Source organism: Plantactinospora solaniradicis (genome assembly GCF_042658085.1).
GTDB lineage: Bacteria > Actinomycetota > Actinomycetes > Mycobacteriales > Micromonosporaceae > Plantactinospora > Plantactinospora solaniradicis.
Window position 1 is genome coordinate 58356 of sequence record NZ_JBHSPR010000044.1, and the last position, 26678, is coordinate 85033.

Sequence of the window (26678 nt, forward strand, 5' to 3'; positions counted from 1 at the left end):
TATGGAACTCTTCACCCACGGCGAGCCGATCGCCGACACCAAGGCCCCGGACGGGCCGATCGAGACCCGTTGGCAGCGCCGCCGGTTCGGCGCCAAGCTGGTCAACCCGGCCAACCGGCGCAAGCTCACGGTGATCGTGGTCGGCACCGGGCTGGCCGGCGGCTCGGCGGCCGCCACCCTGGGCGAGCTGGGCTACCGGGTCAAGTCCTACTGCTACCAGGACAGCCCGCGCCGGGCCCACTCGATCGCCGCCCAGGGCGGCATCAACGCGGCCAAGAACTACCGCAACGACGGCGACTCGATCCAGCGGCTCTTCTACGACACGGTCAAGGGCGGCGACTTCCGGTCCCGGGAGTCGAACGTACGGCGGCTCGCCGAGGTGTCAGTGGAGATCATCGACCAGGCCGTGGCCCAGGGCGTCCCGTTCGCCCGGGAGTACGGCGGCCTGCTCGACACCCGTTCGTTCGGCGGCGCCCAGGTGCAGCGGACCTTCTACGCCCGGGGCCAGACGGGCCAGCAGTTGCTGCTCGGGGCGTACCAGGCGCTGGAGCGGCAGATCGGGCTGGGCCGGGTGGAGATGCACAGCCGGCACGAGATGCTGGAGCTGATCGTGGTCGACGGCCGGGCCCGGGGCATCGTGGTCCGGGACCTGGTCAGCGGCGAGATAACCACCGAGTACGCCGACGCGGTCGTGCTCGCCTCCGGCGGCTACGGCAACGTCTTCTATCTCTCCACCAACGCCAAGGGCTGCAACGTGACCGCCACCTGGCGGGCGCACCGCAAGGGCGCGTTGTTCGCCAACCCCTGCTACACGCAGATCCACCCGACCTGCATCCCGGTCTCCGGCGACCACCAGTCGAAGCTGACCCTGATGAGCGAGTCGCTGCGCAACGACGGCCGGGTCTGGGTGCCGAAGCGGGCCGGCGACGACCGCCCACCGCGGGAGATCCCGGAGGACGAGCGGGACTACTTCCTGGAGCGGATGTACCCGTCCTTCGGCAACCTGGTCCCCCGGGACATCGCCTCCCGGGCGGCCAAGGGGGTCTGCGACTCCGGCCGGGGCGTCGGCGCCACCGGGCTCGGCGTCTACCTCGACTTCGCCGACGCGATCGACCGGCTCGGCCGGTCCACCATCGCCGACCGGTACGGCAACCTCTTCGAGATGTACCAGCGGATCACCGGCGAGGACCCGTACGAGGTGCCGATGCGGATCTATCCGGCGGTGCACTACACGATGGGCGGCCTGTGGGTCGACTACGACCTGGAGTCCACCATCCCCGGACTGTTCGTCATCGGCGAGGCGAACTTCTCCGACCACGGCGCCAACCGGCTCGGCGCATCGGCGCTGATGCAGGGCCTGGCCGACGGCTACTTCGTGCTGCCCAGCACCATCGCCGACTACCTCTCCGCCGGCCCGTTCGAGCCGCTGACCGACGACCACCCGGAGGTGGTGGCGGCCCGGGACGACGTCGCCGACCGGCTGGCCCGGCTGCTCGCCTGCAACGGTGACCGGACCGTCGACTCGTTCCACCGCGAGCTGGGCCAGATCATGTGGGACCACTGTGGAATGGAACGGAGCGACGCCGGGCTGCGCAAGGCACTGGCCGAGATCCGCAGCCTCCGGGAGCAGTTCTGGCAGCGGGTCCGGGTCCCCGGCGACGGCGAGGGGCTCAACCAGGCGTTGGAGAAGGCCGGCCGGGTCGCCGACTTCTTCGAACTGGCCGAGCTGATGTGCGTCGACGCGCTGCACCGCACCGAGTCGGCCGGCGGGCACTTCCGGGCGGAGAGCCAGACCGCCGAGGGCGAGGCGCAACGCGACGACGACCACTTCAGCTACGTGGCCGCCTGGGAGTTCACCGGCGCCGACCGCCCACCGGTGCTGCACAGGGAAGACCTGAACTTCGAGTACGTACACCCCACCCAGCGGAGTTACAAGTGAACCTCACCCTGCGGATCTGGCGGCAGTCCGGGCCGGACGACCCCGGCCGGATGGTGAGCTATCCCGTTCCGGACGTCTCCCCCGACATGTCGTTCCTGGAGATGCTGGACGTGCTCAACGAGCGGCTCACCCTCGACGGCGAGGAGCCGGTCGCCTTCGACCACGACTGCCGGGAAGGCATCTGCGGCGCCTGCGGCATGGTCATCAACGGCGTGGCGCACGGGCCGGAACGGGCCACCACGGCCTGTCAGCTCCACATGCGACACTTCGCCGACGGCCAGACGATCGACATCGAGCCCTGGCGGGCCAAGGCGTTCCCGGTGGTCAAGGACCTCGTGGTGGACCGGACCGCCTTCGACCAGATCATCGCGGCCGGTGGGTACATCACCGCGCCGGCCGGCAGCGCCCCGGAGGCGCACGCCCAGCTGGTCCGCAAGTCGGACGCGGACGCGGCCTTCGAGTCGGCCGCCTGCATCGGCTGCGGCGCCTGCGTCGCGGCCTGCCCGAACGGCTCGGCGATGCTCTTCACCGCGGCGAAGGTGACCCACCTGAGCCTGCTGCCACAGGGCCAGCCGGAGCGTTCCACCCGGGTAGTCGGGATGGTCGACGCACACGACGCGGCCGGCTTCGGCGGTTGCACCAACATCGGCGAGTGCACGGCGGTCTGTCCGAAGGGGATCCCGCTGACCAGCATCGGACGGCTGAACCGTGACTATCTCAAGGCCACCCGCGACCGCGACGGCGCCCCGGGAACCTGACCCCCGATCCACCGGTCGATTGGTACAAAAGCGACACGCAACCACGTCTCCGACCCGTCGACGGGCCCGCGCCGGAGCGCGAACCGAGACAAATTCGCCTATGGTTACCGATCGACAAGCCGCAATTCTGGCAACCAGCGCGTGAGCGACGATTCGCGCTGGGCGACGGTCGGCGAAAGGGTCTCGTTATGGGGGAGCACGACGTGGGAAGCACGCTGAACCGCAGGACCGCACTGGGCATCGGCACCGTTGCCACCGCCGGCGTGGTGCTCGGAGCCGCCACTCCGGCGATGGCCGCACCGAGCACCGGAGAAGGGGCCTCGGAGTCCTCCCGGAACCGGGCGTCCCAGGTCGCGGCGCTGTACCGGCGGGAGAAGGAACGGGCCGGCGGCAACTGGTACACGTACCTCAGCGTGGCCAGCGGGAGCGGACCCACCCCGCAACCCGCCGTCGGGGAGAACGCCGACACGGTGGTCGAGGCGTACAGCGTCAACAAGATCGCGGTCGCCACCGCCGTACTCGACAAGGTCGACCGGGGTCTGCTCACCCTGGACCAGCGGGTGGAGGTCACCTCGGCGATCGTGGTGCCGGGCGGCGACGGCATCTTCAGCCTGGACGGCGCATACCCCAGTTCGGTGACCCTGGGACACGCGCTCGCCGCGCTGCTCACCGTCTCGGACGACACCGCCGTCCGGCTCTGCGGGCTGGTCTGCCCGGCCGCCGAACTCAACCAGATCCTGGTCGCCAAGGGTTTCCCGAAGACCCAGGTCGAGCCGGTCGCCAACCCGAACCGGTTCTTCCTCGGCACCAGCACCGCCCGGGAGACCCACGACCTGCTCCAGGCGCTGGTCCGGGGCACCCTGCTCTCCGCCACCTCGACCACCTTCCTGTTGAACCAGCTCCGCGCCCCGATCGCGTTCAACGACGGGATCCGCCGCACCATGTCCTCGGCCGAGCGGGCCCGGATCGCGACCAAGGCGGGCTGGTTCGCCGACGCCCGCCACGAGGCCGGGCTCGTCTTCGATCCGGCCGGCGCCCCGGTGCTGACCTACGTCCTGTTCGCCGACGGACAGGCCGACGCGGACAACTTCGGCGCCACCCACCCGGCGGTGCAGGCCCGCGCCGCGATGGGACCGGGCTTCATCGAGGCGGTGGACGGGCTGCGTAACACGTCCGTCCCGGCGCGGCGGACCTCCCCGTACCGGCCGACCAACGGCGGCTGAGCCGACCGGGCGTCCGGCAGCGGGGGCCGGGCGGAGGAGGCGGGGAGGCGGGCGCCGGCTCGGGCGTACCCTCGCAGGAGACGAGGGGGCGACGGCCGATGCGTGCGGTACCAGGTCGGGGCGGGGTCCCGGCGACGAGCGCCCGGGCCCGCCGTCGGCGGCGGGTGCTGGGCGCCGTCGCGGTGGCCGGGCTCGCCGTGGCGGCCTGGGCGGTCCGGGACGTGCCCGCCGCCCTCGGCCGGCTCCCCGGGGGCGCCCGGGCCGACCGGGTACGCCGTTCCCCCCAGTTCCGCGCCGGAGCATTCCAGAACCCGGTCAGTACCCGCACCATGCTGCCCGGCACCGGCCGCGAGATGCTCCGTGACCTGCTCCTCGGCGGACAGTCCCGACGGCCGGGCGGCAGCGTTCCGGTGCTCGTCCCGGACGCCGCCCCGCCGGCGTCGACACCGGCCGGAGAACTCGGGGTGATCTGGTACGGCCACGCGTCCGCGCTGATCGAGATCGAGGGTCGCCGGGTGCTCGTCGACCCGGTCTGGAGCGACCGGTGCTCGCCGTCCACCCTCGTCGGCCCCCGGCGGCTGCACCCGGTGCCGGTGCCGCTGGACCGGCTCCCCCGGCTGGACGCCATCCTGATCTCGCACGACCACTACGACCACCTGGACATGGCGACGGTACGCGCACTGCGACACGGCCAGTCCGCATCGTTCCTGGTACCCCTCGGCGTGGGCGCCCACCTGGAACGCTGGGGGGTCCCGCCACACCGGATCGTCGAGCTGGACTGGACCGAACGCGCGACCGTTGCCGGGTTGGACTTCACGGCCGCCCCGGCCCGGCACTTCTCCGGACGGGGGCTCGTCCGGGACCGTACCCTCTGGGGCTCCTGGGTGATCTCCGGCCGGCACCGCCGGGTGTTCTGCTCCGGCGACTCCGGCTACTTCGACGGCTACGCGGAGATCGGGACCAGGCACGGTCCGTTCGACGTCACGCTGATGCAGGTCGGCGCCTACGCCGTCGCCTGGCCGAACATCCACATGGTGCCCGAGGAGGCGGTCACCGCGCACCTGGACCTGCGCGGCGGCCTCCTCGTTCCGGTGCACTGGGGGACCTTCAACCTCGCCCCGCACGCCTGGACCGAGCCGGTCGACCGGCTGTGGCGGGAGGCGAAGGCCCGGGGCGTACGCCTGGCGGTGCCGCGCCCCGGTGAGCGGGTGATCGTGGACCACCCGCCCCCGGTGGACGGTTGGTGGCAGGCGCTCGGCCGACCCGACCGCGCTGCCCCCGTCAGCGGCTCAGCGTGAGTGGGGTCTCCTCCTGGGTGGACGTCGGCTCGACCACTCCCCGCCCGACGGCCGCATAGACGGCTGGCCGGTTGGCCCGGAGGATCAGCCCCCAGGCGAGCCCGGCCGACCCGGCGACCAGGGTGACTCCCGGCAGCAGCCAGGCCAGGTAGCGGGGACTCCCCGGAGCGAGCAGCGCGTCGAAGTTGACCACCAGCACCACCAGTACGGCGAAGAGCAGCACGGTGGCCAGCACCGGTGCGACCAGCCGCTGCCAGGTGTTCACCTCGACCTCCGGGCGACGCCGGAAGAAGCCGACCACCGCGGCGGAGGTCAGCGTCATCAGCAGCACCACACCCACCGCCGAGACCCCGCTGAGCCAGGTGAACAGGTCGACCACCGGATGCCGGTCGGCCAGTACGAAGGCGACCACCACGCCCAACGCCAGCACCGACTGGGTCAGCGAGCCGGCCGCCGGTGCACCGGTCCGGACCCCGGTCCGGCTCAGGTACGCCGGCAGCACCCGCTCCCGCCCCAACGCGAACAGGTACCGGGCGACTCCGTTGTGAAAGGACAGCAGGGCGGCGAGGACCGAGGTGACGAACAGCAGGTAGGCGACGTCCGAGATCGTCGTACCGGCGTGCTCGGCCAGGGTGCCGAAGACCACCCCCGGACCGGCCTCGATCGAGGCGGTCTGCGCGTTCTCCGGCCCGGTCGCCACGGTCAACGCCCAGGCGGACAGCGCGTAGAACCCGCCCGTGAAGGCGACCGCGATGTAGGTGGCCCGGGCCACCGTACGACGCGGATCCCTGACCTCCTCGCTGTAGATGGCCCCGGACTCGAACCCGGTGAAGCAGGCGATTCCCAGTGCGAGGACGGCACCCAGACCGGCCGCGAAGAGGTTGCCGGGATCCAGGCCGGCGAAGCTGATGCTCCCGCCCGCCGGATTGCCGAAGGACACCACGTCGAAGACGACGACCGCGAGGCACTCGAGGAGCAGCAGTACCGCGAGGACCGTGGCGTTGAGGTCGACCTGCAGGATGCCCAGGATCCCGACCACCAGCAGACCGCTCAGTGCCCACACCCACCACGGCTGCTCGACGCCGAACTTGGTCGTCATGAAGTCGCCGACGACGGCGCCGAACAACCCGTACAGGCCGATCTGGATGGCGTTGTACGCCGCCAGCGCGATGAACGAACCGGAGACGCCACCGGCCCGCCCGAGCCCGCCCGCGATGTACGAATAAAACGCACCCTCTTTCTGTGCCATGCATACATGTGCAGGTCAGAGCCCTAGAGCCCCGGTCCGGCCTCGTCACCACCCCCCGCCGCGACTCCTACACCCACACCCGACCCAGGAGGTCATTTGACTGTCTACGTCAGCGTCGGAAACTCCGACGATAAACTCTCTCAATTGCGTTGGTCTGCGTTAGTAGACGACGTCTCAAAGGTGGTCTACGACCACGCCAGCAAGACCCATGGTCTGTGGTACTCACAGCCCGCTAGCCGGTTCCAGAACGCCTGTTGGTGCTTCGACATCACCCCCGAGAAGAAACCCCCCGCACAGCGCCTCCTAGGGCTCCTGGCGGTGCAGTACAGCCAGGACAGCATCGCGTGGGCTGAAGCCCCCGAGACTGAGTTTCTGAGGGCGGACGATGTCTGAGCGTAAAGGTGACAACCGCGTCAACAGAAACCCCCACGTCCACACCGCAGGAAAGCTCGTCTGGGATGGCGTCAGACGCGGTCCCGAGCTACCTGAGGGCTATGAGTGGTGCGAGATGACTCAGGGTTGGTGGAACACCTGGCGGGACTCTCCACAGGCAATGCTGATGACTGACACCGACTGGCATGAAATGCTGATCTCTGCAAGGCTCCACAACTTCATCTGGGGCATGCACATGATGGTTAGCAAAGAGGGCGGCGCTTTCATCATGACCGACTGCGATCCCAAGGACGCCCGCGCCTGTTCGGCGGAACTACGTATCCGCCTAGAGAAAATGGGAGCCACGATCAAAGACCGTGGCTCCCTCGGTATGACTATCGGGTCTGGTCCTGCGGATGTAATCGCTCAAGCGGAGCAGACTACTCGTCAGGCTGCTGTGGACTATCGGAAGAACCTCGGGGGCTAAGAGGGGATTCGCTCCCCTCTACCCGCGTTCCCCACAACTCCCGAACCTTCGTGAAGAACACTTCCAGAGTGACATCCCTCTCTTCGCCGTCTTCGCCCTCTCTAGGTCGAGGGTCGAAGCCTTCCCTGATCATTCGGTAGGCGTAGTCCGGCCTCAGAGCATGCAGTGTGTTGAATGCCGCTGTTGACTCCTCTATTCCAACTGGCCGGAGTCGAATCGCCCTTCTCGCCTCGTACTCGAATTCTTGATACGTCGGGTCTCCCACACCACATCCTTTCCCCTGGACCCGCCTCGCATTCAAACCTAACGCAGCTACCGCCGCACTGTGCGGCGTAACACTGCCCGTATTTGCATCATCTGCACGTTACTCCAGGAGAGTTAATGCTTCTCGCTGATCGACCACTCCCGGAGCTGTCCCTAGGTTGGGGGGTCCTCGATTGGTGTACCACCTACCTTTCTCAGCCCGATGGAGTCAATAAAGGAGATACCTGGCGCTTCACCAACGAACAGGCCCGGTTTCTCATTCACTTCTACGCCGTAGATGAGTACGGCAAATTCCTATACCGCCGGGCCATCCTGGAAAGGGTCAAGGGGTGGGGCTATTAGCCCCCGAGGCTCTGTCTCGGGGGCGATGGTAAATCACCTCTGGTCGCAGCGGTTTGTTGTGCTGAATTGCTGGGGCCAGTTTATTTCGACGGCTGGGATGCCAATGGCGAACCAGTCGGACGACCATTCCCTACTCCGATAGTCCAGATCGCCGCTATCTCCGATAGCCAGGCAGATAACACGATGACTCTCGTTGGTGCAATGCTGGCCGATGGAGAGGCAGCGAATGAATACAATCTCGATATCGCATTATCCCGTGTATTAGTACCCGGTGAATTGCGAAAGTTGGAGAAGGTAACCGCAAGTCCGAGAGGCCGCGAAGGCAATAGAAGTTCGTTTATCTGCGCCGATGAAACGGGGCTTTGGGTTCCTGCGGAACACGGTCCGCAATTGGCAGAAGCATTGCGGCGTAACCTCGGGAAAATGGGTGGTCGAATGATTGAGACCACCAATGCGCCGAGTCCAGGTGAGAATAGCGTAGCCGAGGAAAGCCATCGCTATTGGGAACAGATCCAGTCGGGACAGTCTTATGACAAGTCCCTTCTATTCGATTCTGTTTCTGTTCACGTAGAAGACATCTACGACAGAGAACAAGCGATGCCTGCGCTAGAGGTTTGCTATGGCGACGCCAAATGGGTAGACCTCGAAAGAATCTGGCAGGAAATCAACGACCCCTCTAACCGGGAATCGACCTGCCGACGATTCTATTTCAACGAGATGACGACGGGTGAGTCAGGGTGGCTTAAAGCTGCCGAGGTTTATGCCTGTCGTAACGACAAACTCAAGCCCCTAAAGAAGACCGACAGAATAGCCATCGGCTTCAAAGGTGCCGTCCGGAACGGTGCCGCAGCCGTGGTCGCTGTAAGGCTTCGCGACCAAGCCGTTTTCGTCCTGAAGGTTTGGGAGAAACCCGAGAACGCCCCTCGGGACTGGGAGGTCGATTACGTCGAGGTTGACGAATTCATGAGGAAGCAGTTTGCGAAGAGGGATGTCTTCTTCGCACTCGCTGATCCAACCTCCTACCAAGACATCATCGGCCGTTGGGCCGCAGACCATGAGGACGTCGTAGAGGAGTTTTGGTTTTCGAGTAAGGCGAAGGCTGCGAAGGCAGTCGAACAGTTTGAAAGCGCGGTCAAGGCTCAGCGAGTCGTCTGGAACGAACAACCGATCCTTGAACGCCACATCCTTGCCTGTCACATCCTCGAAACCCCTCAGGGCGACCTCCTCCGAAAAGAAACCGCCGACAGCAAACGCTATATCTCTGTAGCTCAGGCTGCCGTCCTTGCCCTTGAGGCGGCTAAAGAAGCCATCGAACGTGGGGGCCTGGCGCCCGAAGTCGATAGGACGATGTATGCCTATTAGCCCCTAGACGGGAGACGAATGCCGTATAGCGGCACCCTAACCGTACCTCCTGGCAACCAAGGCCAGGGCCAGCCTTACAACTGGCAACTCTCTAATACCGCCTCAACAGGAACCAACTTCCCGCCTGGCAGCCCGGAATGGTGGCTCTACCAAGGCATCCTCGCGATTGAGGGGAAGCAACGAGATCACGCCGTCCGCCTGGCCTACGTCGAGGGCGACCACCCTCTACCGAACGGTGATCCGAGGTACGTCAAAGCCCTCCGGAGTTTTCAAGAGAAAGCCAAGACGAACTACGTAGAACTGGCGACTAACGCCATCCTCCCGAGACTTGAGGTCAAGGGCTTCCGATTTGGTCGTGCTGGCGCTGAGAGCGATTCTAAGAGCCCAAAACCGAAACCCAGTGGGGACGTTAGCTCCAACGACGAAAGTCCCTCAGAGAAGCCCTCAGAGGGCCGGAAGGGCGTTGCTGATGTAGACGCCCGGAATAGCTGGATGTCTAATGACATGGACTTCCAGATGCCACAGTTTTTGCGGTACGCCGCAGTCTTCGGGGAATCCTATCTGCTCGTCAGTCCCCCGGATGACGACTCCGACGAACCTGTTATCACCGTAGAAGATCCGCGAGTCTGTCACGTCTTCCCGGACCCTATCCGGCCAACGAGAGCGTTGGCCTCGATCCGGTTGTGGCGAGATATCTACCTCGGTAGGACTGTCGCAGTTCTTTGTTTGCCAGATGAGATCCACGTCTACTACGGGCCTTCTAACAGCGAGTCCGTCAGTGCATCGGTCGCGATGGTTAACGGCGGTTTCTCCGAGAGTCGCCGGCTACCGAATGAGCTAGGCGAGGTCAACCTAGTCCGCTGCCAGTGGCGGCCAGATGGCAAGAGCGAGGCTGAGGGAATCTTCTCAGTCCAGGACCGAATTAACCTCACCATCCTTGACCGACTGGTGATTACTAAATCCCAGGCTTACCGCCAACGGTGGATGACCGGTGGTCAGATTGCCCAGGTCGGAAAGAAGGGCAAGGCTGGCGTAGATCAGAAGCCCCCGTTTGACCCTGGGGCGGATACGTTGTGGCATGTCCCCGCGCCTGATGCCAAATTCGGTGACTTCGATCAGGTCGATATCACTCAGATCCTCTCTGCGGTCCGAGATGACGTCATTGACGCTGCCACGATTCAGCAGCTCCCCGCCCACTATCTGATGGGCCGGCTAGCGAATATCTCTGGAGACACGCTGACGCAGGCTGAATCTGGATTCGTTATGCGAATCCGTGAACGGCAGCGGAGTGTCGGGTGGGCTCTTGAGAAGGCTATGCGCCTCGTATTCAAGCTCAAGGGTGACGAGACGAAGGCGAAAGAGCTAGATGCCGAAGTCATCTGGGGAGATCCGGAAGTCCGGAGTTTGGCAGAGAAAGCAGATGCGGTGCTGAAGTTCTCGACGGCATTCGCCAGTGCTCCGCCATTCCTGGTCCCTGTCCTGGCTCAAATGATGAATCTCGACCCTGACCAGACCGAACAACTCATTGCTGCCGCTGAGACCTATCAGGCAGAGCAGCAAGAGCGCGAAGACGCTCAACTGCAACTCCAGACCGAATCACAGATACAGGTGGCTAAGGCCACCAAACCAGCTCCCGTCAGCAATAAGCCCTAGAAGGGGAAAATAGAAGTTGTCCACCGAAGAGACTCAGGAAGTCGAAGCTACCGAGACGACCGAGGTCGTAGAGCAAAAGAAGACGCTAGACCAGCTCTCTCAAGAGGAGTTGGTCGATTACGTCAAGACTCTCCGGACTGAGAATGCGAAGCATCGCACCGCCAAGCAGGCGAAGGAAGCTGAGCTTGAAGAATTCCGCGCCTGGAAGGAATCCCAGAAGTCGGAGATCGAGAAGGCAAACGAACGCGCTGAGACCGCAGAAAAGGATCGGCTGACTCTTCTGCGCGAAAACGCTGCCCTTGCCGCAGGTCTTGATGACGACCTCACTGAGTTTGTCACTGGTAGCACTCGGGAGGAAATCCGAGCTTCCGCAATGAAGCTCGCCGGAAAGACGACGCCAACCAAGAAGGTCGGCGCTAGTGACGTCTTTGCCGGCAACCGTGGCGAGCCAGTGAACTCGGGTCCGAAGGATACGAAGACTCTCGCTAACGACTACATGGCAGCCCTCATCTGGGGGCAGCGCAACTAACCCTCTAAGCAAAAACCTTCCTGAGGCAGCTTCGGCTGCCTTTTTTGTTGCCCTGAATAGGAGTATTTCTTTTGGCTATTGAGACCACTAAGGGTCTTTACCGCCACGAACAGGACCCGTCGATCTCTTCGGTCGGCGCCCGCGTTCGTGAGCTTCCCCCGGAGATCGCAAGCGAAATCCTGGACGACGTAATCACCGGCTCCGCTGCTCTCCAGCTCGGCGCCGTAAGCCGTATGAGCCGGCGTGAGAAGATTTTCAACCTCACTGAAACCCTGCCTGAGGCTTACTGGATCAAGGGTACTGCGGCGACCGACAAGCCGTCCTTTGGTCCGGGTTCCAGCCAGCCTGATTCTAGCCGTGAGGCAAAGGATCTGGCGATGAAGCAGACCACGTCGATGACGTGGACCCAGAAGCGTATGGAAGCGGAAGAGATGGCCGTTCTGGTCCCCCTTCCGGATACGTGGAAGGCGGACAGCGACGTCGATTTTGAAGAGATCAAGCCGTATCTCGTAGAGGCTATGGCTAAGAAGCTGGACGCCGCGATTCTCTTCGGCGAGGAGGTCCCGACTTCTTGGGTTGCCTCCGGCTTCCGGGGCATCCTTCCGGATGCGCTCGGTCGGGGTAACTCGATCGCGGCAACGTCCTATCCCGTGCAGGGTTCCTCGCCGGCTCGGATTGACTACGGCCTTGCCATTGCTGCTCTTGCGGAGCAGATGGCGGAGGACGGTTACGCGCCGACCGGGTTTGTGACCTACCCCGGTTTTAAATGGAAGCTCGTCCAGATGCGCGGTAATAACGGTGAGCCGATTTATCAGGGCTCGCTCGTTGGCATGGATGGCCGTCCGGCTCAGACTGTCTACGGCGAATCTCTCGCTGAGGTCCGGTCGGGTATCTGGAATACCCATAAGGACGACGCCCTGATTATCGCGGGGCAGTGGAACCTCCTGAAGATTGGTATTCGGCAGGATATCGAATTCGCGGTGACCGACTCCGCGCCTATCTTCAACCAGGCTGGGACGCTTGTCCTCAACACCTTCCAGCAGGACGCAAAGGTCCTTCGTGCAACCTTCCGGGTTGCTGCGAACGTCATTAATCCGCTTATGCGGCTCGGTGGCGAGTACCCCTTCAGTGTCCTTCGTCCGGACGCTGATTTCAGCAGCTAATAGGAAACCGGCCCCCTCGGGTAGAGGGGGCCGGTCCCATCCCGTCCGGTGAGTTGCCTAGGGAACGGGATGTTCCTCAGCCCGGACGGAAGTCTTTAGTTATCAGACCAGGAGTCTCAGATCAGAATCCTCGCCTACGCCCACCGGTATCAGGGAATGCTCCACAACGCTGGAGGGGAGATCAGCCTACATGCCCTCCTAAGGCGCCTGCAAGATCAGGGCCACGACTGTATCGCCCTGGTGGCGGAGACGACCGACGTCCCGTCTTACCACCTGGACGGCGTTGAGGTCGTCACCACCTCCTCACCGAGGGAGGCGAAGGCGGCGCCGTTCGAATACTTCCAGTGGGCCGACGTCTGCCTCACTCAGCTCACCAGCTCCTACAGGGCTGGTCTGCTCGGCAGGATGACTGGCACCCCCGTCGTCCACTACGCACACAACGACGGTTCCTACACAGCTCGGATGCTCGCTACCCAGAGCGACGCGGCTATCTACAACACCGAGTGGGTACGGCGGAGCTGCCAAGAGCAGGGCGCCTGGACTCCTGGTGAAATCCTTCATCCGGTCGTAGACCCTGCGGAGTACGCCACCGATGGAGAGCGACGGTACGTCACCCTCATCAACCTCTCCACTGGAGAGGACAACCACTACGACAAGGGTCAAGCAACCTTCTTTGAACTAGCCCGCAGGAATCCCACAATGGAGTTTCTAGGGGTGCGAGGCGCCTACGGCGTCCAGGGCTACGTAGACCTCCCCAACGTCTCCTATCTGGACCACACAGACGACATCACCTCTGTGTACGCGCAGACACGAGTGCTGTTGGTCCCCAGCAAATACGAGTCCTACGGCCGGGTTGCAGTTGAGGCCGCAGCTAGCGGCATCCCATCTATCTGTACTCCTACTCCCGGCCTCGTAGAGGCGATGGGGGATGCAGCGTTGTATGCCGACTATGGCAACTACGACTCCTGGAATGCGCAGCTATATGCAGCCTACTGGCGCAAGCGCCTCATCTGCGGTGAGCCACTACAGAGGTCCGCCTTTCTCTACAGCCAGTCCCAGCAAGAACTAGCCGACGTCGAGTTGATGTTTCAAATCATCCACGAGGGAGGGCTACAGGATTACTACAACTTCAAGGATGTGTGAGTGTTCACCCTAGACGACCTGGAGGTAGCCCTTAACCGCCCGATCCTCCCTGGCGAAGAGGAATACTACCAATACCTCATCGACGCCGTAACCGCCTACATCGAGTCTGAGACCGGAGTGGCCTTCTCACTCCACACTGACGAGACCGTTCGATACCGAGCCGACGGCCGGGGAATCATCGAACTATTCGGCCCGGTCGTAGAGGTGTCTGACATCGCCCCAGTCGACACAGATCCCTACGCCTCGGGGTGGTACTACCTCCCGGTATTTGATGGCCTCTCAGAGGTCTACGGGCTCTGTCCATATGGGGTTGTAGACATCACCTACACCTACGGGTACACCACCGCCGAGGTCCCCGAGGACATCAAGCACGCCGCCATTGAAGCTGTCGTCGGCAGGATCGACGCAGACAACCAAACCGGCGACCTCACTGAGAAGACCGTAGGCGACATTACCTATCGCTTCCGCCCATTCGGAGAGCTGGATTTCTCGTCCTTCGGTAGTTCGGCGCTGGACGCCTATCGAGGGGTGGCGCGGTCATGGCGCCTGTAGCTGTCGGCAGCTCCACTGTGATCCTCCTCCGTGCTCCGTTGGTCCACGACAGCCGGAGTGGGTCCTACTACCGGGACTGGGATAACCCCACACAGATCGTCCTCATCGGCTGCTCGGTGCAGCCGTACGCGCTAAGCGAGAAGCTTTCCGTAGAGAACGAGGACAACCGGGAGCACGCTCGCAGCTCCATTCGCGTCTACGCCCCTGGTGACTCTCCCCTGCCTGAGCCCTCCGATAGGGCTCTCTATCGAGGGATCACGTGGGAGGTCTATGCCTTCCCGGATCAGTGGTACGACCTCGAAGACCGACCACACCACATCGCATTTTCAATGAGGCACAGGGAGGGATAGTGGCTCGATTCCGAATCCGAAATCTCCACCTGGACCGCCGAAAAATGATCCAAATTGCTGAGGGACCACGGGGCGAAGCTCTCGCCCGAGATCGGGCCGAGAAGCTGATCGATTACGCCATCGAAATCTTTGACGCTGCTGAAACCGAGCCCGGTAACCGGAAGTCGGAATATACCCCGCCGATCTACAACCGAAGCTTTGCCGTCCGGAAGCGTGGACGGAGGCTGCGAGTGGTCAACCGCGACGGCGGGACCAACTTCGTCGAGTGGGGCGCCCATCCGGGCAACGGGCCGACTTTCGCACTCGGCTATGCGCCGATGAGGAAGGCCCTCGATCGCCTAGGAAACGAGACTGACTAGTTGGCTGAATGGATTCTCCATGGAGATCCAGCCGGCGCAGCGGTAGACATCCTCACCAACTACACCCCTGAGCTAACTCCGTATGCACTGACGAATATCGCGAAAGATCTCGTCGGATGGAGCAAGCCTCAGAGGTGGATCACTGTTACTCGCGAAGGCGGGTTGAACAAGTGGCCGAAGATCTCTAAGCCCCGGCTTGATTTCTATATTTACGCCGAGTCTGACAATGCCTGTCAGGACATCTCAAATATCGCAGAGGCGAGCCTCTTTCGCGCAGCCAAAATCTATCGCGGCTGCGGAGTGCGAATTCACCGAGTAGTCGAAGAGGTCGGAGCGATCGACGCTTACGACCGGCTATCGGAGTCGAATCGCTATTTCTTCACCCTCCGCCTCACCACCACTCCCGATCCCGAAACAATTCCGCTCCCATAGGAGGAGTCTCTTTTGGCTATCACCAACTACGATCCGGCTGAGGTGCGCCTGGCGCCCGATGGTCGGGTGCTTGTCGCCCCGGTCGGCACTGCCGAGCCGGTTAGCGTCGCCGCGACGTTTGATCCTGCCTGGGCTGAGCTTGGTTGGGTCACTGAGGACGGCGTGACTGTCACCCCGAGCGTTGACACCAATGACGTCAATATGTGGCAGTCGATCACCCCGGTTAAGCGTCCGCTTACCGGTATGGGCCTTGAGGTTTCTGTACCTCTGGGCTCGTTCAACCGCTCGACTCTTGGTCTGTACTTCCTCAACAGCGAGTGGACGACCGTTGGCTCTAATGGCCGACTGGAGATGCCCAATGCTCCTGTCTCTCAGGAAGTCGCACTTGCGGTCGAGTGGGAAGACGACGAAGGCGACCTTAACCGGCTGATTTTCCCCCGGGCGACGATGACCGACCGGGACGCCCTCAACCTCGTCCGGGCGGACGCAATCACCCTCGGACTCACTTTCTCCACCCTCGCTGGTCCGGACGGCTATAGCGCCGTCCTCCTGACCAACAACCCCGAGCTTGCCAGCTAAAGAAAGCGATTAGAAAACGATGTCTGCCATCAAGGATGAAGCGCAGGACGCGACCGTAGCCGTTGAATTCCGGGGGCACACCTATACCCTTCCGGCGAATCTTAACGAAGCTGATGGCGATGTCCTCGAATGCTACGAAGACGACAAGCCCATTAGCGCCCTGAAGGCACTACTCGGCGAAGCCCAGTTTTCGGAGTACAAGACCCGTGAGAAGCCTCGGGTGAAGGACCACCTCGAATTCATGGAGGTGTGTTTCAAGTCCCTCGGTACGTCCACGGGGGAATAGCCTGGCTAGCTAAGACGCTCTCTGACGATCAGCTCTGTAGGAAGATCGAGGCGGATTTTCGCCAGTACTACGGAGCTGATCTCAGGGACCTCTACCGCCGGGGTACGGGGATGACCTACCGGTGGGTAGCTAGCCACATTCAAGAACTCCCCGAGGACAGCCGGTGGGTTAAACACCTCCGCCGTGAGGCGGGAATCGTCTGGGATCAGCCAGACCACCACCGGCAAGACGCAGTCGATCTGCTGACTCAGATCCTCTATTTCCTCCAAACGAACGTCCTCAGCCAGATCACGAAACGCAGTGATCAACGGAAGGTCATTCGTAAGGCTCCGACGCGCCAGCTACGGCCGGGAGAGAAGAAACAGAAACCCCAGATGACTCCGAAAGAAGACCTCAAGGTCTTTTTCTCTCACGCCTAGGAGGGCAATGGCAGCCGATGGTACGAAGATCGGCGAAGGCTTCATCGAGATCGGGACAGAGTTTGATCCCAAGGCCCTGAAGCGGTCGAAAGAGCAGATCGAAGACCACCTCAAAAAGATGGGGTCGGCAGCTAGCCGAGAATGGACGAAGCAAAACCGAGACCTCCTCGGTAAGGCCAACAACCAATTCCAGGCACTATACAAAGGCCAGGCTCAAGGGGTCTTCAAGAGGCATCGTGCCGAGATCAAGTCGGCTCAGGCGCTAGACCGTCAGCGCCAAGCGTCGTTGAAGAAAAGCATCCAAGCGTCCCTCCAGATCGACAAGGCTCACCGCCAAGCTCTCATCGAGAATCAGCGGCGGACGGCTGCCGCGACATCCGCCGAAATTGCCCACCAAAAGGCTCGGATGCGAGCCATCGTACAGGGGGCAGATGCGGAGATCCGCGAGCGGGCGAAGGTCGCCAAATTCGAGTCGCAGACGATGGCAGCGAGTAAAAAGGCCCACGACGACTATATCCGTGAACAGACGGCAGCTACACGGAGGATGTACGCGGAAGCTGCTAGGGCCTCTGGCGGTCCGACGTCCACCAGGGCCACGACCTCTACAGCATCGTCTCAGTCCCTTGGTAGTTGGCTCTCTGTCGGGAAGAACCTGGATCGGCTCTCTGATGGCCTAGGCCAGATCTCTACTCGTATCGGTATCGCAGCATTCCAGATGCAAATGTTGGGTGTGATGCTGCACCAAGCAATTACCGGCCCGGCGCTACAGGGATTCGTGCAGCTCTCGACTGTTGGTCTGCAATTCGCGGTGAACGTCGACTACGCCCGAGCGTCGTTGAAGGCCCTACTCGGTCCGGCTGCTGATGTCGAACAGATCTTGAATGACATCAAGCAAATCACGATCGAGTCCCCGCTATTCGCGGCGGACGACGCGATCAAATACGCACAGCAGTTAGCAGCGGTTGGGGTCAAGGGGAACGAACTCGTCCCGACCATGCAGGCGATGTCAAACATCTTCCTCACTCAAGGTGTCGCTGGTCCTGAGCGGGCGACCCTGGCGATGCTCGCATATACCCAGATCCTTTCCAAGGGTGCTATTGGAATGGACGACCTCCGACAGCAATTTGCCGAGCATGTTCCCGGTGGTATCAAGATCTTCGAAGCGGTCGCGAAGCGACTCGGGTATAAGTCGATTAAGTCGCTCTCTGACGCCATGAAGGATGGCGAGGTCAGTGCGGCGAGGTTGAACGCTGAGTTTATCGAATTCGGTAACACCAGCAAATTCGTCGAGGGTGGGGCCAAGGCAGCGGAAACGCTCGGTGGTGTTTGGCAATCTCTGAAGGAAGAGGTTGTTACCCGAGTTGGTTCTGCGTTTGATGAGAACCGCTTTGCAATCATCCGTGCGATCAACTCGATCAAGCCGGTTCTGATGCAGTTTATTGACTGGTTTGTCAAGTCGATCCCTGATGCCCTGGCAGCTCTCCAACGACTAATTGACAGAGTTAGAGACTGGAAAGCTGCATACGACGCTCTCACCCCAGCTCAGCAAGAGAATGTACGGCTGTTGGGGTTGCTGGTGTTGGCCGCAGGTCCGGCGTCCGTCGCACTCGGCATCCTCGGTACAGCCCTCAGCACCGTAGCCAACGCAGCGAGCCTGCTGGTGAAGGTTCTCGGCTTTGCTGCCGGTGGAGGTGCCATCAGCGCAGTCGGTACCGCAGCTCTCGTCGCTGTAGCGGCGATCGGTGCCGTAGTCGGTGCGGTGGTGTGGCTCTATAACTCAAGCGAGCAGTTCCGAAAGGCGTTCCTGCAAATAGGCAATCAGGTTAAGGATGTCTTCGTTGGGGTCATTCTGCCTATGGTCGATTACCTCCTAGCTCGGATCCAAGAGCTGTGGAATTTCTTCGCCTCTGCCTTCGAAAGTATGGGGCTGAAAACCGAACACCTCTCGTACCTCCTCTATCTCTTGGCAATCCCGATCCTCACTATTATCGGGACGCTGGGGATTATGGTCGTCGCGGTTGAGGCGATTCGATATGCCTTCCTGGCTGTCTACGGTGTCCTCGATCTGATTATGGAGGCGGTCTCCGCCGCAACATGGCTGGTGGAAAAGCTTGCTCAGGCGATGGCGCTCCTTCCTGGTCCCCAGCAGGGCGCCTGGAAGGGGATCGCAGAGGAACTTGAGCGTCGCCGAAAGGGGGCGCACGACTTCTTTAATACCCCTCAGAAGTGGCGGGGTGGTGAGGTTAACGACGGAGTTACCGACGGTCTCGGTGAGAGGCTGAAGGGTCTCGATCTCACTAATACCGGGCTCTCAGGATTCTTTGAAGGCTGGGGGAAGTCGATCGATGGAGTCACGCAGAAAGAGATTGCCCTAGAACAGGCCATTAACAACGCCCGACGGGCGATGGACTCTCAAACCTCCGCCACGGCTGGTGCCGTCTCTGCAAACGACAACTACAAGCGGTCAAGAATTGCCCTGACAGAGTCGGTCAAGCGCAACAAGCAAACCCTCAGTGATGACACCACGGCAGGGTTGGCAAACCGAGATGCGCTGAAGATGGCAAGTCAGGCCAGCTATGAGCTGATGCTCCAGCAGATCAAGAGCGGTGTGCCATATGCACAGGCGATCAAGAACCACAAGGACCGTACAGCCGCACTGATCGGCGAATTCGGTAAGGCGAAGGAAGTCCGAACCGAGGCACAGAAGCTTGTCGACACCTATGGGAAGGTTCCGAAGGACGTCAAGACTCTCCTGGGATTGATGGGCTACAAGGACGTCAACGACGCCCTTCTCCAACTCTTGGCGAAACAGCGTGCCGGGCAGAACGCGACCTCTTGGACTCTCGAATACTCGAAGCTCAAGAGGGCATCGGCCAACGCACTCAACCCTAGTGGGTATGTCTCGGGGTATGCCACGGGTGGTCTGATCCGTGGGCCTGGTGGTCCTACGGGAGACAAGATCCCTGCGATGCTCTCTGACCGAGAATACGTCATCCGGGCGTCCAGCGCCCAGGGGATCGGCACTCGGCTCCTGGACTACATCAACGCCAACGGCCAGCTCCCGGCGCAGTATGCCGAGGGTGGATCTGTCAAATGGCCGTACAACTTTGACGTCAGCAAGTTCCAGATCCCTGCATTCCTCGGTGGCTCGGGTGCCGGAGGTGGGATCGGTACCGCTCGAATGATGCAGATCCTTCGGGCTGCGTTCCCTGGACTGGCGATGATCAGTGGTCACCGACCTGGGGCTACGACCTCAACCGGTAATCAGTCGTACCACGCTCTCAACCGAGCGGTAGACCTCCCGCCCCGGTGGGACGTCTTCAATTGGATCAGGGAGCACTACGGCCGGTCTACGAAGGAACTTATCTTCACTCCGGCTGGTGGGCTCCAAATCAAGAACGGTAAAGATCATGTCTATACCGGCGGAACGATCCAGCAGGACCACTATGACCACGTCCATTGGGCCTATGACAACGGCGGATACATCCCGCCTGGACAGGTCTTCCAGAACACCACCAACACCAGCGAGTTGGCGCTGAATGCTGCTCAGGGCAGGGCCTTGGAGGAACGCATCCGAAACTCCGACAGGCCGGTCTCGGTGACGGTTTATGTCGATGGCGTCCGTAGGGATGCCGAGATCGTGTGGGACGAAAAAGCCGATGAACTAGCTCGAATTCTGGGGGGTGCTGTCTAGTGGCGATGACCGTGGATGCTGTCTACAACAACAGCGTCGACTCCCCAGGATTTGTTGTCACAGTCGATGACATCAACCCTGTCCGCAATCGACTGCTGATCATCAGGCGTGACGCATGGGGAGAACATCCGGACTCCCCCGTTCGGGGCGCAGATGGCATCACACTCACGGGGGATTCGACGTTTGTCGTCACTGACTACGAAAACCCCATCACTAACCCGGTCGATTACGTTGCCTATGCCTACGACGAGGGCACCGATCCAGTAACCGGCGACGTCCAGGCGAGCGACGTCTACTTCCCCACTGAATACCGGAACGGGGAGGCGTGGCTGAAGTCGATCAGCCAGCCGGCACTAAGCCGGCAGGTGAACGTTGTTGATTGGAATGACGTCTCTACTCCCGGTCGCGTCCTCGGGGAGTACGAGGTTCTAGGCCGCAAAAACAAAGTCGTCATCACAGACGTCCCAGGTGGGCGTGAGGGGACTTTGGTGGTCGGCGCCTACCCGATTAACGGCAGCTACGTCAACGCTGACTGGCGCAGCCTGAGAATGCTCTTTGAGCACGGCAAGACGCTGTTTCTCCAGACCTCCGGCCAAACCTGGACTGGTGAGCTGGATATGTATCTGGAGGTCAAGAGCGTCCGGCGTCGGCGCATCGGACCCGTGGGACTGACAGCGGAGCTGGTGTACGTCTACGACGTCGAATACGTCGAGGTTGATCGTCCCAGCACTGCCGAGGAGGCTCTTGGATTGGTTTCGTGGCAAGACGTTCTTGACGGCTATTTCGACTGGCAAGAAGTTCTTGACTTCAACGGTTCGTGGCTTGACCTACTCGACGGATAAGGATATTAGTTGCTCGACATCAAGGCTCTCGTTTACTCGACCTCGATCCACCCTCTCACGAAGGATTTCTCCTACACCCTCTATGACGAGATCGACGGCTACCAGATCATCTCTGGTGGGATCTCGATCAACTGGGAAAATACGGGTACGACCCCGACAACTCGCTGTCATTTCAACCTCGCGAATAACTTCTTGGTTGAGAACTATGGCCCCAATGGCGAGTCGGGATGGCGGGTAGCTGGCGACTGGAACAACTCTAACCGAACCTCCTGCACTCTCATTATCCGCGCAATCGCGGTCCGGGAAGTCCCGGACCCTGAGCCGGAACCTGAGATCCCGGAGGGCGGAGAATAGATGTATCCCGTCTCCGACGCTTTCCTACGGAAAATCGTACAGTCGGGCCGACGGAAAACTGCGGTAGACGTCTACTACGACGGACAAAAGGTGGCCTCCGGATTGCCAGTATCCGGAGGCACCATCCGTGCTGACCTCGATTCCGACATCCGCCGGACTGGTAGCATCACCATCGCCGACCCGTCGATGGTTCCAACGTTTGACTCTGGCATCCTCTCTCCCCTCGGGACGGAAATCCTCGTACAGCAGGGCGTTGTTTTCGCGGACGGCTCAGAGGAGTTAGTACCGCTGGGGATGTTTCGGCTGGAAACAACCGACTGGAGTGATGCTGAAGGTTCGATACCGACAATCCAGGTCTACGACCGCAGCAAAGCACTTCAGGTCGATCTACCTCCGACTGTCAGCTACTCTGGCTGGCTGGCCAAAGACGCCATTATGGATCTCCTCCAGTTCATCTATCCGCAGCTAGGTCTCACCTCCGGTGGGGTCTTTGGCATCAGCGTCCCCAACTACCGCCTCCCCGGAGGCCACACCCTTACCGGGACGTACGCCTCTGCGATAGCCGAGCTGTCCGCCAACCTCGGGTCGCGATTTTTCTTCGACGCAATCGGGCAGGCGCGCGTTGAAGTGATTCCGGACGTCTCTCCAGACGCAGATCCAGAGCCAGTGATCACGCTAGGGGTTGGTGAGGGTGGCGTCCTGGTGGACGCGGACCACTCATACAGCCGAGAGGGTGTTTATAACTCCATCACTGTCGTTGGAGCTGCGATGACCAACGGCACTATTCCATCGGCGACGATTCGCAACACCGCCAGTAGCTCCCCGATCCGGTGGGATGGTCCTTTCGGCAGAGTGCCGAAGGTGATCGAGGACAACACCCTCACCACCGGTTCCCAGTGCGCCCAGCGGGCGACCGTGGAACTCCGGAAGTACATGGGAGCTGCGTACAGCATCGATTTCTCGTCGGTGCCGAATCCAGCTCTCCAAGAGGGCGACGTCGTTCGATTTGATTTCCTAGACGGCAGCAGCGAGCTACACGAACTAGCAACCCTGTCGATCCCCCTCGGTACGGGTTCCTTCACCGGCTCGTCTAAGGCAGCGTGGTAAATGGATGCCTCTCTACGACTCAAGAATGCCATCGAGCGCCGGGCCGCGAAGGCTGCGGGAAGGACTCCGACTTACTACGGCGTCTGGGTTGCGGCGGAGTCCGCAGACGCAAACCTCTCTCAGGTCCGCGTACCAGGTGCCGCCCCTGATGGTTCCGACCTCACCCTCCGGTGGATTCCAAAACTCGCCCACGTAACCGGGCTTGCTACCACCTCCACTGTGTTGCTACTCGGGTCGCCGCTGTGCATCGTCGGAATCCTCAGTGGAAATATCACTCTGGCCTCTATCTAAAGGACATGGATGCAGATAACCCCGATAGCTGATCTCCCGTACCCCGAACTAACCGACCTCCCCAATGGCCCATCCGCCTTCTCTAGCCTCGCCACGGCACTCGACTCCAAACTCGTTCCACGCTTCACGAACGCCACGAGTCGAGCGCTCAACATCACCTCTCCGGTCGCCGGACAGATCTGCTACCTCCAGACGGAGGCTCGGTTTGAGCGGTATACGGGTAGTGCGTGGCGCCCCATCAACCACACCGAGGTCGGAAGCTTAAGCGTCAGCTTCAGCTCTGTCTCTACTGCCTCTAGGGCAATTACCTTTAACGGACATAGTTTCGTTAACCCGCCCGTGGTGGTCGGCAACATCAACTCCGTCCTCGGCCCTACTGCGCGGTGGTGTGTCCGAGCGGAGAGCATCACCACCACCGGTTGTAATCTCTTCATCTTCGCTGCCGACAACGCTGCTAGTACGTGGTCCGGAGTACAGGTCCAATGGACTGCCACGGGGGTCTAAATGGACCCCGTGACGATTGTCGCACTAGCGACAGCGCTGGGAGTCGGAGCGATCCTAGACAGGATCGTCGCGCGAATTCTCGGCAGGAAACTTGCACAAGTCGAGCTTGCCGCCGCTGCCGTAGCAGTGGCAAATGAGGTCTTGGGCCAGGTCCGCGTAGATCTCGAAAACTGCCGGCGCCAGCTCGTTGACACCCAGGCAACATTAGCAGTGGCCAACACCCAGATTTTTGCGTTGCGCACAGAACTCGCGGCATACCGCCGCGAGACAGGAAGTGAGGGAGCGTTTGAAGGTTTCTAGAGTAGCCAAGGCTTGGGTTGCCGCGATCGGCACCGCCGTTACCGCGTTGGCTGCGGCATTTGGAGACAACCTTTTCGATGGTAGCGAGGCCGGCAACCTCGCCAGTGTGATCGTAGCTGGAGTACTTACGATCTATGGGGTCTACAAGACCCCTAACAGCGACGTAGACGAGTAAATAGAAAGAGCCCCTACCCTCATTGAGGGTAGGGGCTCTTTCGTCGTTCTAGGGCTCTCTGGGGCTACTTCCCAGCCCCCATCACGATTCCCGGGTTGATGCAGAGGCCGGGGTTGCTCCCGGTCTTCTCTGCGATTTCCAGGCACCGAGTGATCTTGTCTACCTCTGCATTCTTCTCGGTGACTGCCTTCTGCTTCTCTGCGTTGATGAGATCCTGATCGAGGTTCCGACCCTGAGCTAGCTTGTCCTGGAAGGCTTTGATGTTCGCCTCGGTCTTGTCGTCGTGGTTCACACGGACGACAGTGACGGACAAGATCTCGACGTCATTCCCGAGTCGAGCCTGAGCGGAGGTCTTTACCTTGTCGGCGTACGGCTTCAAGTCGACGTTCAGGTTGCCGGTCTTCGCGTCGATGTTGGCCAGGGGGTTGTAGCTGGCGAAGGCGTCGTTCACCGCTCCGTCGAGCTGGACGCCAACCCGCTGATTCTTGAACGCCTCGAAGTCGCCTTTGTAGTCCATGAACTGCCGAGGGGCGTTCTCCGCCTTCACCTGCCATTCAACCAGCAGCTCCACCCCGGCGTTAGCGAGAGTCCCAGTCCGGACCGCTACGGCGTTCTTCCCTAGGTGGTCGTACTTCTGTCGGCTCGCATCCCACTCGCCAACCTTCTCCCACGGGGCTACCCATTGCAGGCCACTCCCCGTCACCTCCCCCGTCGGCTTGTTGAAGCTCGTGACGATCCCGACGTTGCGAACGGGGACGGAGTTGGCTGCCGCACCGATGGTCATAGCTACAGCGAGCAGCGTCCCACCGACTGCGGCGCCGACCGGTCCGGTCCTCTCTCCACTCGGGAAAAAAGCAGCCGCCACCCCCGCACAGGCAGCGACAGCAAGCACGACCATCGCGACAACAAACAACACTGGCATTACAGCAACTCCCCCGTTAGATCCTGTACCGAGTTTGGTGCGACTTCCTTCAACTGCCGCAGCACTTCCAGGGCAAACAACCGAATCTCTTCATCAGCCGCCGGGGTAGCTCGTTGCTCAATTACTGCTCGCCATCCCCGAATGCTCGCGGTAACGAAGAACTTCGTCTCCGTTGCCTCAGGCAAGAATGCCCGTGCAGCTCCCCGAGCCTCTTTGACAGACGCCCCCCGCGAACGCATGTCGTGGTAGACGGCGTCGTACTTCTCTAGCGATTCGTGGTGGTGCTGCCGGAGGCGGACCGCCTCTTCGTCCGTAAACAGCGGAGGAATCACTACGCCGACCTTGTGTTGGTCGACGTATCGCTGAGAAAGGACGGAGAAGTTGAGGTGGTACCGCTGGGAGTGGCGCTCCAATTCCAGCAGCATCGCTCGGGAAACACCATCGACATAGAAAGTGATATGCCCATGGCCGAGGACGGAGAAGTGTTCCGAGCTGAGGATGTTGGCGAGGTAGTCTGCGTTCTCCGCAGTCTCCGGACGGGGGCGGTGGTAGGACTCGTAACAACCCCGTCCGCACGCCTCGTGCAGCTCGTCAATCGGCTCTGGATAGGCAGTCCTACCCCACTCAATCCACTCGGGGTTTATCTCCCAGTAGTCGGAGTCCGGCCTTTTCAGCATCATCTCTGGCTCGGTGTCGGAGTGGTGCTCGTGGTGGGGAATGTACCCAGACTTGGGGATGTTGCCGTAGTTGACCTCGGTCGTGGCAACCGTGATAACACGCACTACACATCCACCTCGTAACGCGCCTTCAGCGCTACTCGCAGCTCATGGACATCGCGAATATCGGTTTCAAAGAAGATTCGCACGTCTGGGAGGCCAAGCCACTCAGCGGCGTAATCCGCGACGTTTTGTACCGTCCGCCCAGACTCGGTGACGAACTCAGTCCCGTAGAAAGTCTCATCGCCATACTGCTCGGTGAACGTCCTCAGCTTCCCGCCGGAAGCGACAACAGCCCATCCCGCGAAGCACATCTGAGTACCACAGATTTCGGGGTCAGTCCGATAGCTGCCGTTTGACTGCCCCCACGTCTTCATGTTGAATCGCTTTTTTTCGTTGGCCTCCCGTTCGATGAGATCGACCGTGGCGCGGATGTTCTCGGTGTTAATCATCAACACTCCTGAGGTGTGAGAGGGATTCTTGGAGTCTTGCTCTGGCGCCAAATTTCGGGTCACGCCACCAGTTCCCGCTAAGCGGTACTGACTCGTCCAACCAGAACTTTCGAAACAGTTTGTCTCTGTGGTTGTCATTTGGGATAGCTGCCACTGCGCCACGAATCTCGGCACGGACGTCAGCGATGTCCGACCGCTCTAGCCCGTCATCGGTCGCTACCTCATCCCATTCACTCATGATGTCGCTTGGGTAGAACTGCTCAACCTCATCCGGGTGAATAATCCCAGTGGAGTTAATTCCTCGCGGGGCGCGCGTCTTTTCCTGCCCGGTCCACTTCCTACGATCGAGCACCCGGAGTATCTGCCACCTCGCGGCCTGGATGAGATAGCTACTGAGGTTTGCGCCCTCGGCTTGTCGCTGTTCGAAGGCGACCCACATCCCATATATGCCCTCAGAGATGAGGTCTTCCGGATCGATTGAACTCGGTGAGATGCGCTTGGCGAACCACTTGACCCATTCTGTCGGCTGACCTTCAATGGCCTCAGCGAAGGTCATCGCTCA

Annotated in this window: 27 protein-coding genes; 22 read left to right on the forward strand and 5 right to left on the reverse strand. The window is 61.2% G+C overall.

The features are described 5' to 3' along the window. The first annotated feature begins 1 nt into the window (after window position 1). The 4 genes from ACFP2T_RS35660 (at window position 2) to ACFP2T_RS35675 (ending at window position 5218) form a co-directional block, all read left to right on the forward strand. On the forward strand, window positions 2-1939 hold the full coding sequence (locus ACFP2T_RS35660; protein WP_377429727.1) for a fumarate reductase/succinate dehydrogenase flavoprotein subunit: 1938 nt from the start codon (window positions 2-4) through the stop codon (window positions 1937-1939). Next, entirely contained in the window at window positions 1936-2697 is a 762-nt protein-coding gene (locus ACFP2T_RS35665) for a succinate dehydrogenase/fumarate reductase iron-sulfur subunit (RefSeq protein ID WP_377429730.1), read from the forward strand. The genes ACFP2T_RS35660 and ACFP2T_RS35665 overlap by 4 nt, the downstream gene beginning before the upstream one ends. 203 nt (window positions 2698-2900) lie before the next feature. Further along, window positions 2901-3920 carry a serine hydrolase gene (locus ACFP2T_RS35670; RefSeq protein ID WP_377429733.1) on the forward strand — a complete coding sequence of 340 codons (1020 nt, stop codon included), beginning with the start codon at window positions 2901-2903 and terminating at the stop codon, window positions 3918-3920. Window positions 3921-4018: 98 nt separating this feature from the next. Further along, window positions 4019-5218, forward strand: a complete 1200-nt coding sequence (locus ACFP2T_RS35675) for an MBL fold metallo-hydrolase (protein ID WP_377429735.1) — start codon at window positions 4019-4021, stop codon at window positions 5216-5218. On the opposite strand, the gene ACFP2T_RS35680 is transcribed toward ACFP2T_RS35675, so the two are convergent. Next, window positions 5202-6467, reverse strand: coding sequence for an APC family permease (locus tag ACFP2T_RS35680; RefSeq protein WP_377429737.1), 1266 nt, complete (start codon window positions 6465-6467; stop codon window positions 5202-5204). The genes ACFP2T_RS35675 and ACFP2T_RS35680 overlap by 17 nt on opposite strands. Window positions 6468-6563: 96 nt before the next feature. Here ACFP2T_RS35680 and ACFP2T_RS35685 point away from each other — a divergent pair, with 96 nt between their 5' ends. From ACFP2T_RS35685 to ACFP2T_RS35770, 18 genes are all read left to right on the forward strand, one after another. Further along, window positions 6564-6860 carry a hypothetical protein gene (locus ACFP2T_RS35685; RefSeq protein ID WP_377429739.1) on the forward strand — a complete coding sequence of 99 codons (297 nt, stop codon included), beginning with the start codon at window positions 6564-6566 and terminating at the stop codon, window positions 6858-6860. After that, window positions 6853-7326, forward strand: coding sequence for a phage terminase small subunit (locus ACFP2T_RS48190; RefSeq protein WP_465264284.1), 474 nt, complete (start codon window positions 6853-6855; stop codon window positions 7324-7326). Before ACFP2T_RS35685 ends, ACFP2T_RS48190 begins: the two co-directional genes overlap by 8 nt. A gap of 789 nt (window positions 7327-8115) precedes the next feature. Next, the gene (locus tag ACFP2T_RS35695; RefSeq protein ID WP_377429745.1) at window positions 8116-9294 is read left to right on the forward strand and encodes a hypothetical protein; all 1179 of its coding nucleotides are present in this window, start codon (window positions 8116-8118) and stop codon (window positions 9292-9294) included. 18 nt (window positions 9295-9312) lie between these two features. Then, window positions 9313-10947, forward strand: a complete 1635-nt coding sequence (locus ACFP2T_RS35700) for a phage portal protein (protein ID WP_377429747.1) — start codon at window positions 9313-9315, stop codon at window positions 10945-10947. A 16-nt stretch (window positions 10948-10963) separates the two neighbouring features. Beyond that, window positions 10964-11476 (forward strand): hypothetical protein, encoded by a 513-nt coding sequence (locus ACFP2T_RS35705; protein WP_377429749.1) that lies wholly within the window; start codon window positions 10964-10966, stop codon window positions 11474-11476. Between the two features lie 71 nt (window positions 11477-11547). Continuing rightward, entirely contained in the window at window positions 11548-12639 is a 1092-nt protein-coding gene (locus tag ACFP2T_RS35710; protein ID WP_377429751.1) for a phage major capsid protein, read from the forward strand. A 156-nt stretch (window positions 12640-12795) separates the two neighbouring features. Then, a complete protein-coding gene (locus ACFP2T_RS35715) occupies window positions 12796-13782 on the forward strand; it encodes a glycosyltransferase family 4 protein (protein ID WP_377429753.1) in 987 nt (328 codons plus the stop codon). Next, on the forward strand, window positions 13783-14334 hold the full coding sequence (locus tag ACFP2T_RS35720) for a hypothetical protein (protein WP_377429755.1): 552 nt from the start codon (window positions 13783-13785) through the stop codon (window positions 14332-14334). A 349-nt stretch (window positions 14335-14683) separates the two neighbouring features. Continuing rightward, complete coding sequence (locus ACFP2T_RS35725; protein ID WP_377429758.1) at window positions 14684-15043, forward strand: hypothetical protein; 360 nt, start codon at window positions 14684-14686, stop codon at window positions 15041-15043. Further along, window positions 15044-15475: a hypothetical protein gene (locus tag ACFP2T_RS35730; RefSeq protein ID WP_377429760.1), complete on the forward strand. Its 432-nt coding sequence runs from the start codon at window positions 15044-15046 to the stop codon at window positions 15473-15475. A gap of 12 nt (window positions 15476-15487) precedes the next feature. Beyond that, the gene (locus ACFP2T_RS35735; RefSeq protein WP_377429763.1) at window positions 15488-16054 is read left to right on the forward strand and encodes a phage tail tube protein; all 567 of its coding nucleotides are present in this window, start codon (window positions 15488-15490) and stop codon (window positions 16052-16054) included. Window positions 16055-16073: 19 nt separating this feature from the next. Further along, on the forward strand, window positions 16074-16340 hold the full coding sequence (locus tag ACFP2T_RS35740) for a hypothetical protein (protein WP_377429765.1): 267 nt from the start codon (window positions 16074-16076) through the stop codon (window positions 16338-16340). Between the two features lie 110 nt (window positions 16341-16450). After that, window positions 16451-16759 (forward strand): hypothetical protein, encoded by a 309-nt coding sequence (locus ACFP2T_RS35745; protein ID WP_377429768.1) that lies wholly within the window; start codon window positions 16451-16453, stop codon window positions 16757-16759. Between the two features lie 7 nt (window positions 16760-16766). Continuing rightward, the gene (locus ACFP2T_RS35750) at window positions 16767-20453 is read left to right on the forward strand and encodes a tape measure protein (protein ID WP_377429771.1); all 3687 of its coding nucleotides are present in this window, start codon (window positions 16767-16769) and stop codon (window positions 20451-20453) included. Continuing rightward, window positions 20453-21295 carry a hypothetical protein gene (locus ACFP2T_RS35755; protein WP_377429774.1) on the forward strand — a complete coding sequence of 281 codons (843 nt, stop codon included), beginning with the start codon at window positions 20453-20455 and terminating at the stop codon, window positions 21293-21295. The genes ACFP2T_RS35750 and ACFP2T_RS35755 overlap by 1 nt, the downstream gene beginning before the upstream one ends. A 9-nt stretch (window positions 21296-21304) precedes the next feature. Continuing rightward, window positions 21305-21649, forward strand: a complete 345-nt coding sequence (locus ACFP2T_RS35760) for a hypothetical protein (RefSeq protein WP_377429776.1) — start codon at window positions 21305-21307, stop codon at window positions 21647-21649. Then, window positions 21650-22756: a DUF5047 domain-containing protein gene (locus ACFP2T_RS35765; protein WP_377429779.1), complete on the forward strand. Its 1107-nt coding sequence runs from the start codon at window positions 21650-21652 to the stop codon at window positions 22754-22756. An 804-nt stretch (window positions 22757-23560) separates the two neighbouring features. Then, a complete protein-coding gene (locus tag ACFP2T_RS35770) occupies window positions 23561-23851 on the forward strand; it encodes a hypothetical protein (protein ID WP_377429782.1) in 291 nt (96 codons plus the stop codon). Between the two features lie 239 nt (window positions 23852-24090). On the opposite strand, the gene ACFP2T_RS35775 is transcribed toward ACFP2T_RS35770, so the two are convergent. The 4 genes from ACFP2T_RS35775 to ACFP2T_RS35790 are packed head-to-tail and all read right to left on the reverse strand — an operon-like array spanning window position 24091 to window position 26672. Then, window positions 24091-24948 carry an SPFH domain-containing protein gene (locus ACFP2T_RS35775; protein ID WP_377429784.1) on the reverse strand — a complete coding sequence of 286 codons (858 nt, stop codon included), beginning with the start codon at window positions 24946-24948 and terminating at the stop codon, window positions 24091-24093. Continuing rightward, entirely contained in the window at window positions 24948-25730 is a 783-nt protein-coding gene (gene thyX, locus ACFP2T_RS35780; protein ID WP_377429786.1) for an FAD-dependent thymidylate synthase, read from the reverse strand. The genes ACFP2T_RS35775 and thyX overlap by 1 nt, the downstream gene beginning before the upstream one ends. Continuing rightward, entirely contained in the window at window positions 25730-26116 is a 387-nt protein-coding gene (locus ACFP2T_RS35785; RefSeq protein ID WP_377429789.1) for a hypothetical protein, read from the reverse strand. The genes thyX and ACFP2T_RS35785 overlap by 1 nt, the downstream gene beginning before the upstream one ends. Further along, window positions 26109-26672, reverse strand: coding sequence for a sigma factor (locus tag ACFP2T_RS35790; protein WP_377429792.1), 564 nt, complete (start codon window positions 26670-26672; stop codon window positions 26109-26111). The genes ACFP2T_RS35785 and ACFP2T_RS35790 overlap by 8 nt, the downstream gene beginning before the upstream one ends. Between the last annotated feature and the right edge of the window lie 6 nt (window positions 26673-26678).

Excerpts from the sequence above, each read along its gene's own strand:
- ACFP2T_RS35775 (WP_377429784.1), bottom strand. The coding sequence starts at position 24,948 with ATGCCAGTGTTGTTTGTTGTCGCGATGGTCGTGCTTGCTGTCGCTGCC.
- ACFP2T_RS48190 (WP_465264284.1), top strand. The coding sequence starts at position 6,853 with ATGTCTGAGCGTAAAGGTGACAACCGCGTCAACAGAAACCCCCACGTC.
- ACFP2T_RS35695 (WP_377429745.1), top strand. The coding sequence starts at position 8,116 with ATGACTCTCGTTGGTGCAATGCTGGCCGATGGAGAGGCAGCGAATGAA.
- ACFP2T_RS35785 (WP_377429789.1), bottom strand. The coding sequence starts at position 26,116 with ATGATTAACACCGAGAACATCCGCGCCACGGTCGATCTCATCGAACGG.
- ACFP2T_RS35675 (WP_377429735.1), top strand. The coding sequence starts at position 4,019 with ATGCGTGCGGTACCAGGTCGGGGCGGGGTCCCGGCGACGAGCGCCCGG.
- ACFP2T_RS35660 (WP_377429727.1), top strand. The coding sequence starts at position 2 with ATGGAACTCTTCACCCACGGCGAGCCGATCGCCGACACCAAGGCCCCG.
- ACFP2T_RS35715 (WP_377429753.1), top strand. The coding sequence starts at position 12,796 with ATGCTCCACAACGCTGGAGGGGAGATCAGCCTACATGCCCTCCTAAGG.
- ACFP2T_RS35790 (WP_377429792.1), bottom strand. The coding sequence starts at position 26,672 with ATGACCTTCGCTGAGGCCATTGAAGGTCAGCCGACAGAATGGGTCAAG.
- ACFP2T_RS35745 (WP_377429768.1), top strand. The coding sequence starts at position 16,451 with ATGACCTACCGGTGGGTAGCTAGCCACATTCAAGAACTCCCCGAGGAC.
- ACFP2T_RS35740 (WP_377429765.1), top strand. The coding sequence starts at position 16,074 with ATGTCTGCCATCAAGGATGAAGCGCAGGACGCGACCGTAGCCGTTGAA.
- ACFP2T_RS35765 (WP_377429779.1), top strand. The coding sequence starts at position 21,650 with ATGTATCCCGTCTCCGACGCTTTCCTACGGAAAATCGTACAGTCGGGC.
- ACFP2T_RS35750 (WP_377429771.1), top strand. The coding sequence starts at position 16,767 with ATGGCAGCCGATGGTACGAAGATCGGCGAAGGCTTCATCGAGATCGGG.
- ACFP2T_RS35680 (WP_377429737.1), bottom strand. The coding sequence starts at position 6,467 with ATGGCACAGAAAGAGGGTGCGTTTTATTCGTACATCGCGGGCGGGCTC.
- ACFP2T_RS35700 (WP_377429747.1), top strand. The coding sequence starts at position 9,313 with ATGCCGTATAGCGGCACCCTAACCGTACCTCCTGGCAACCAAGGCCAG.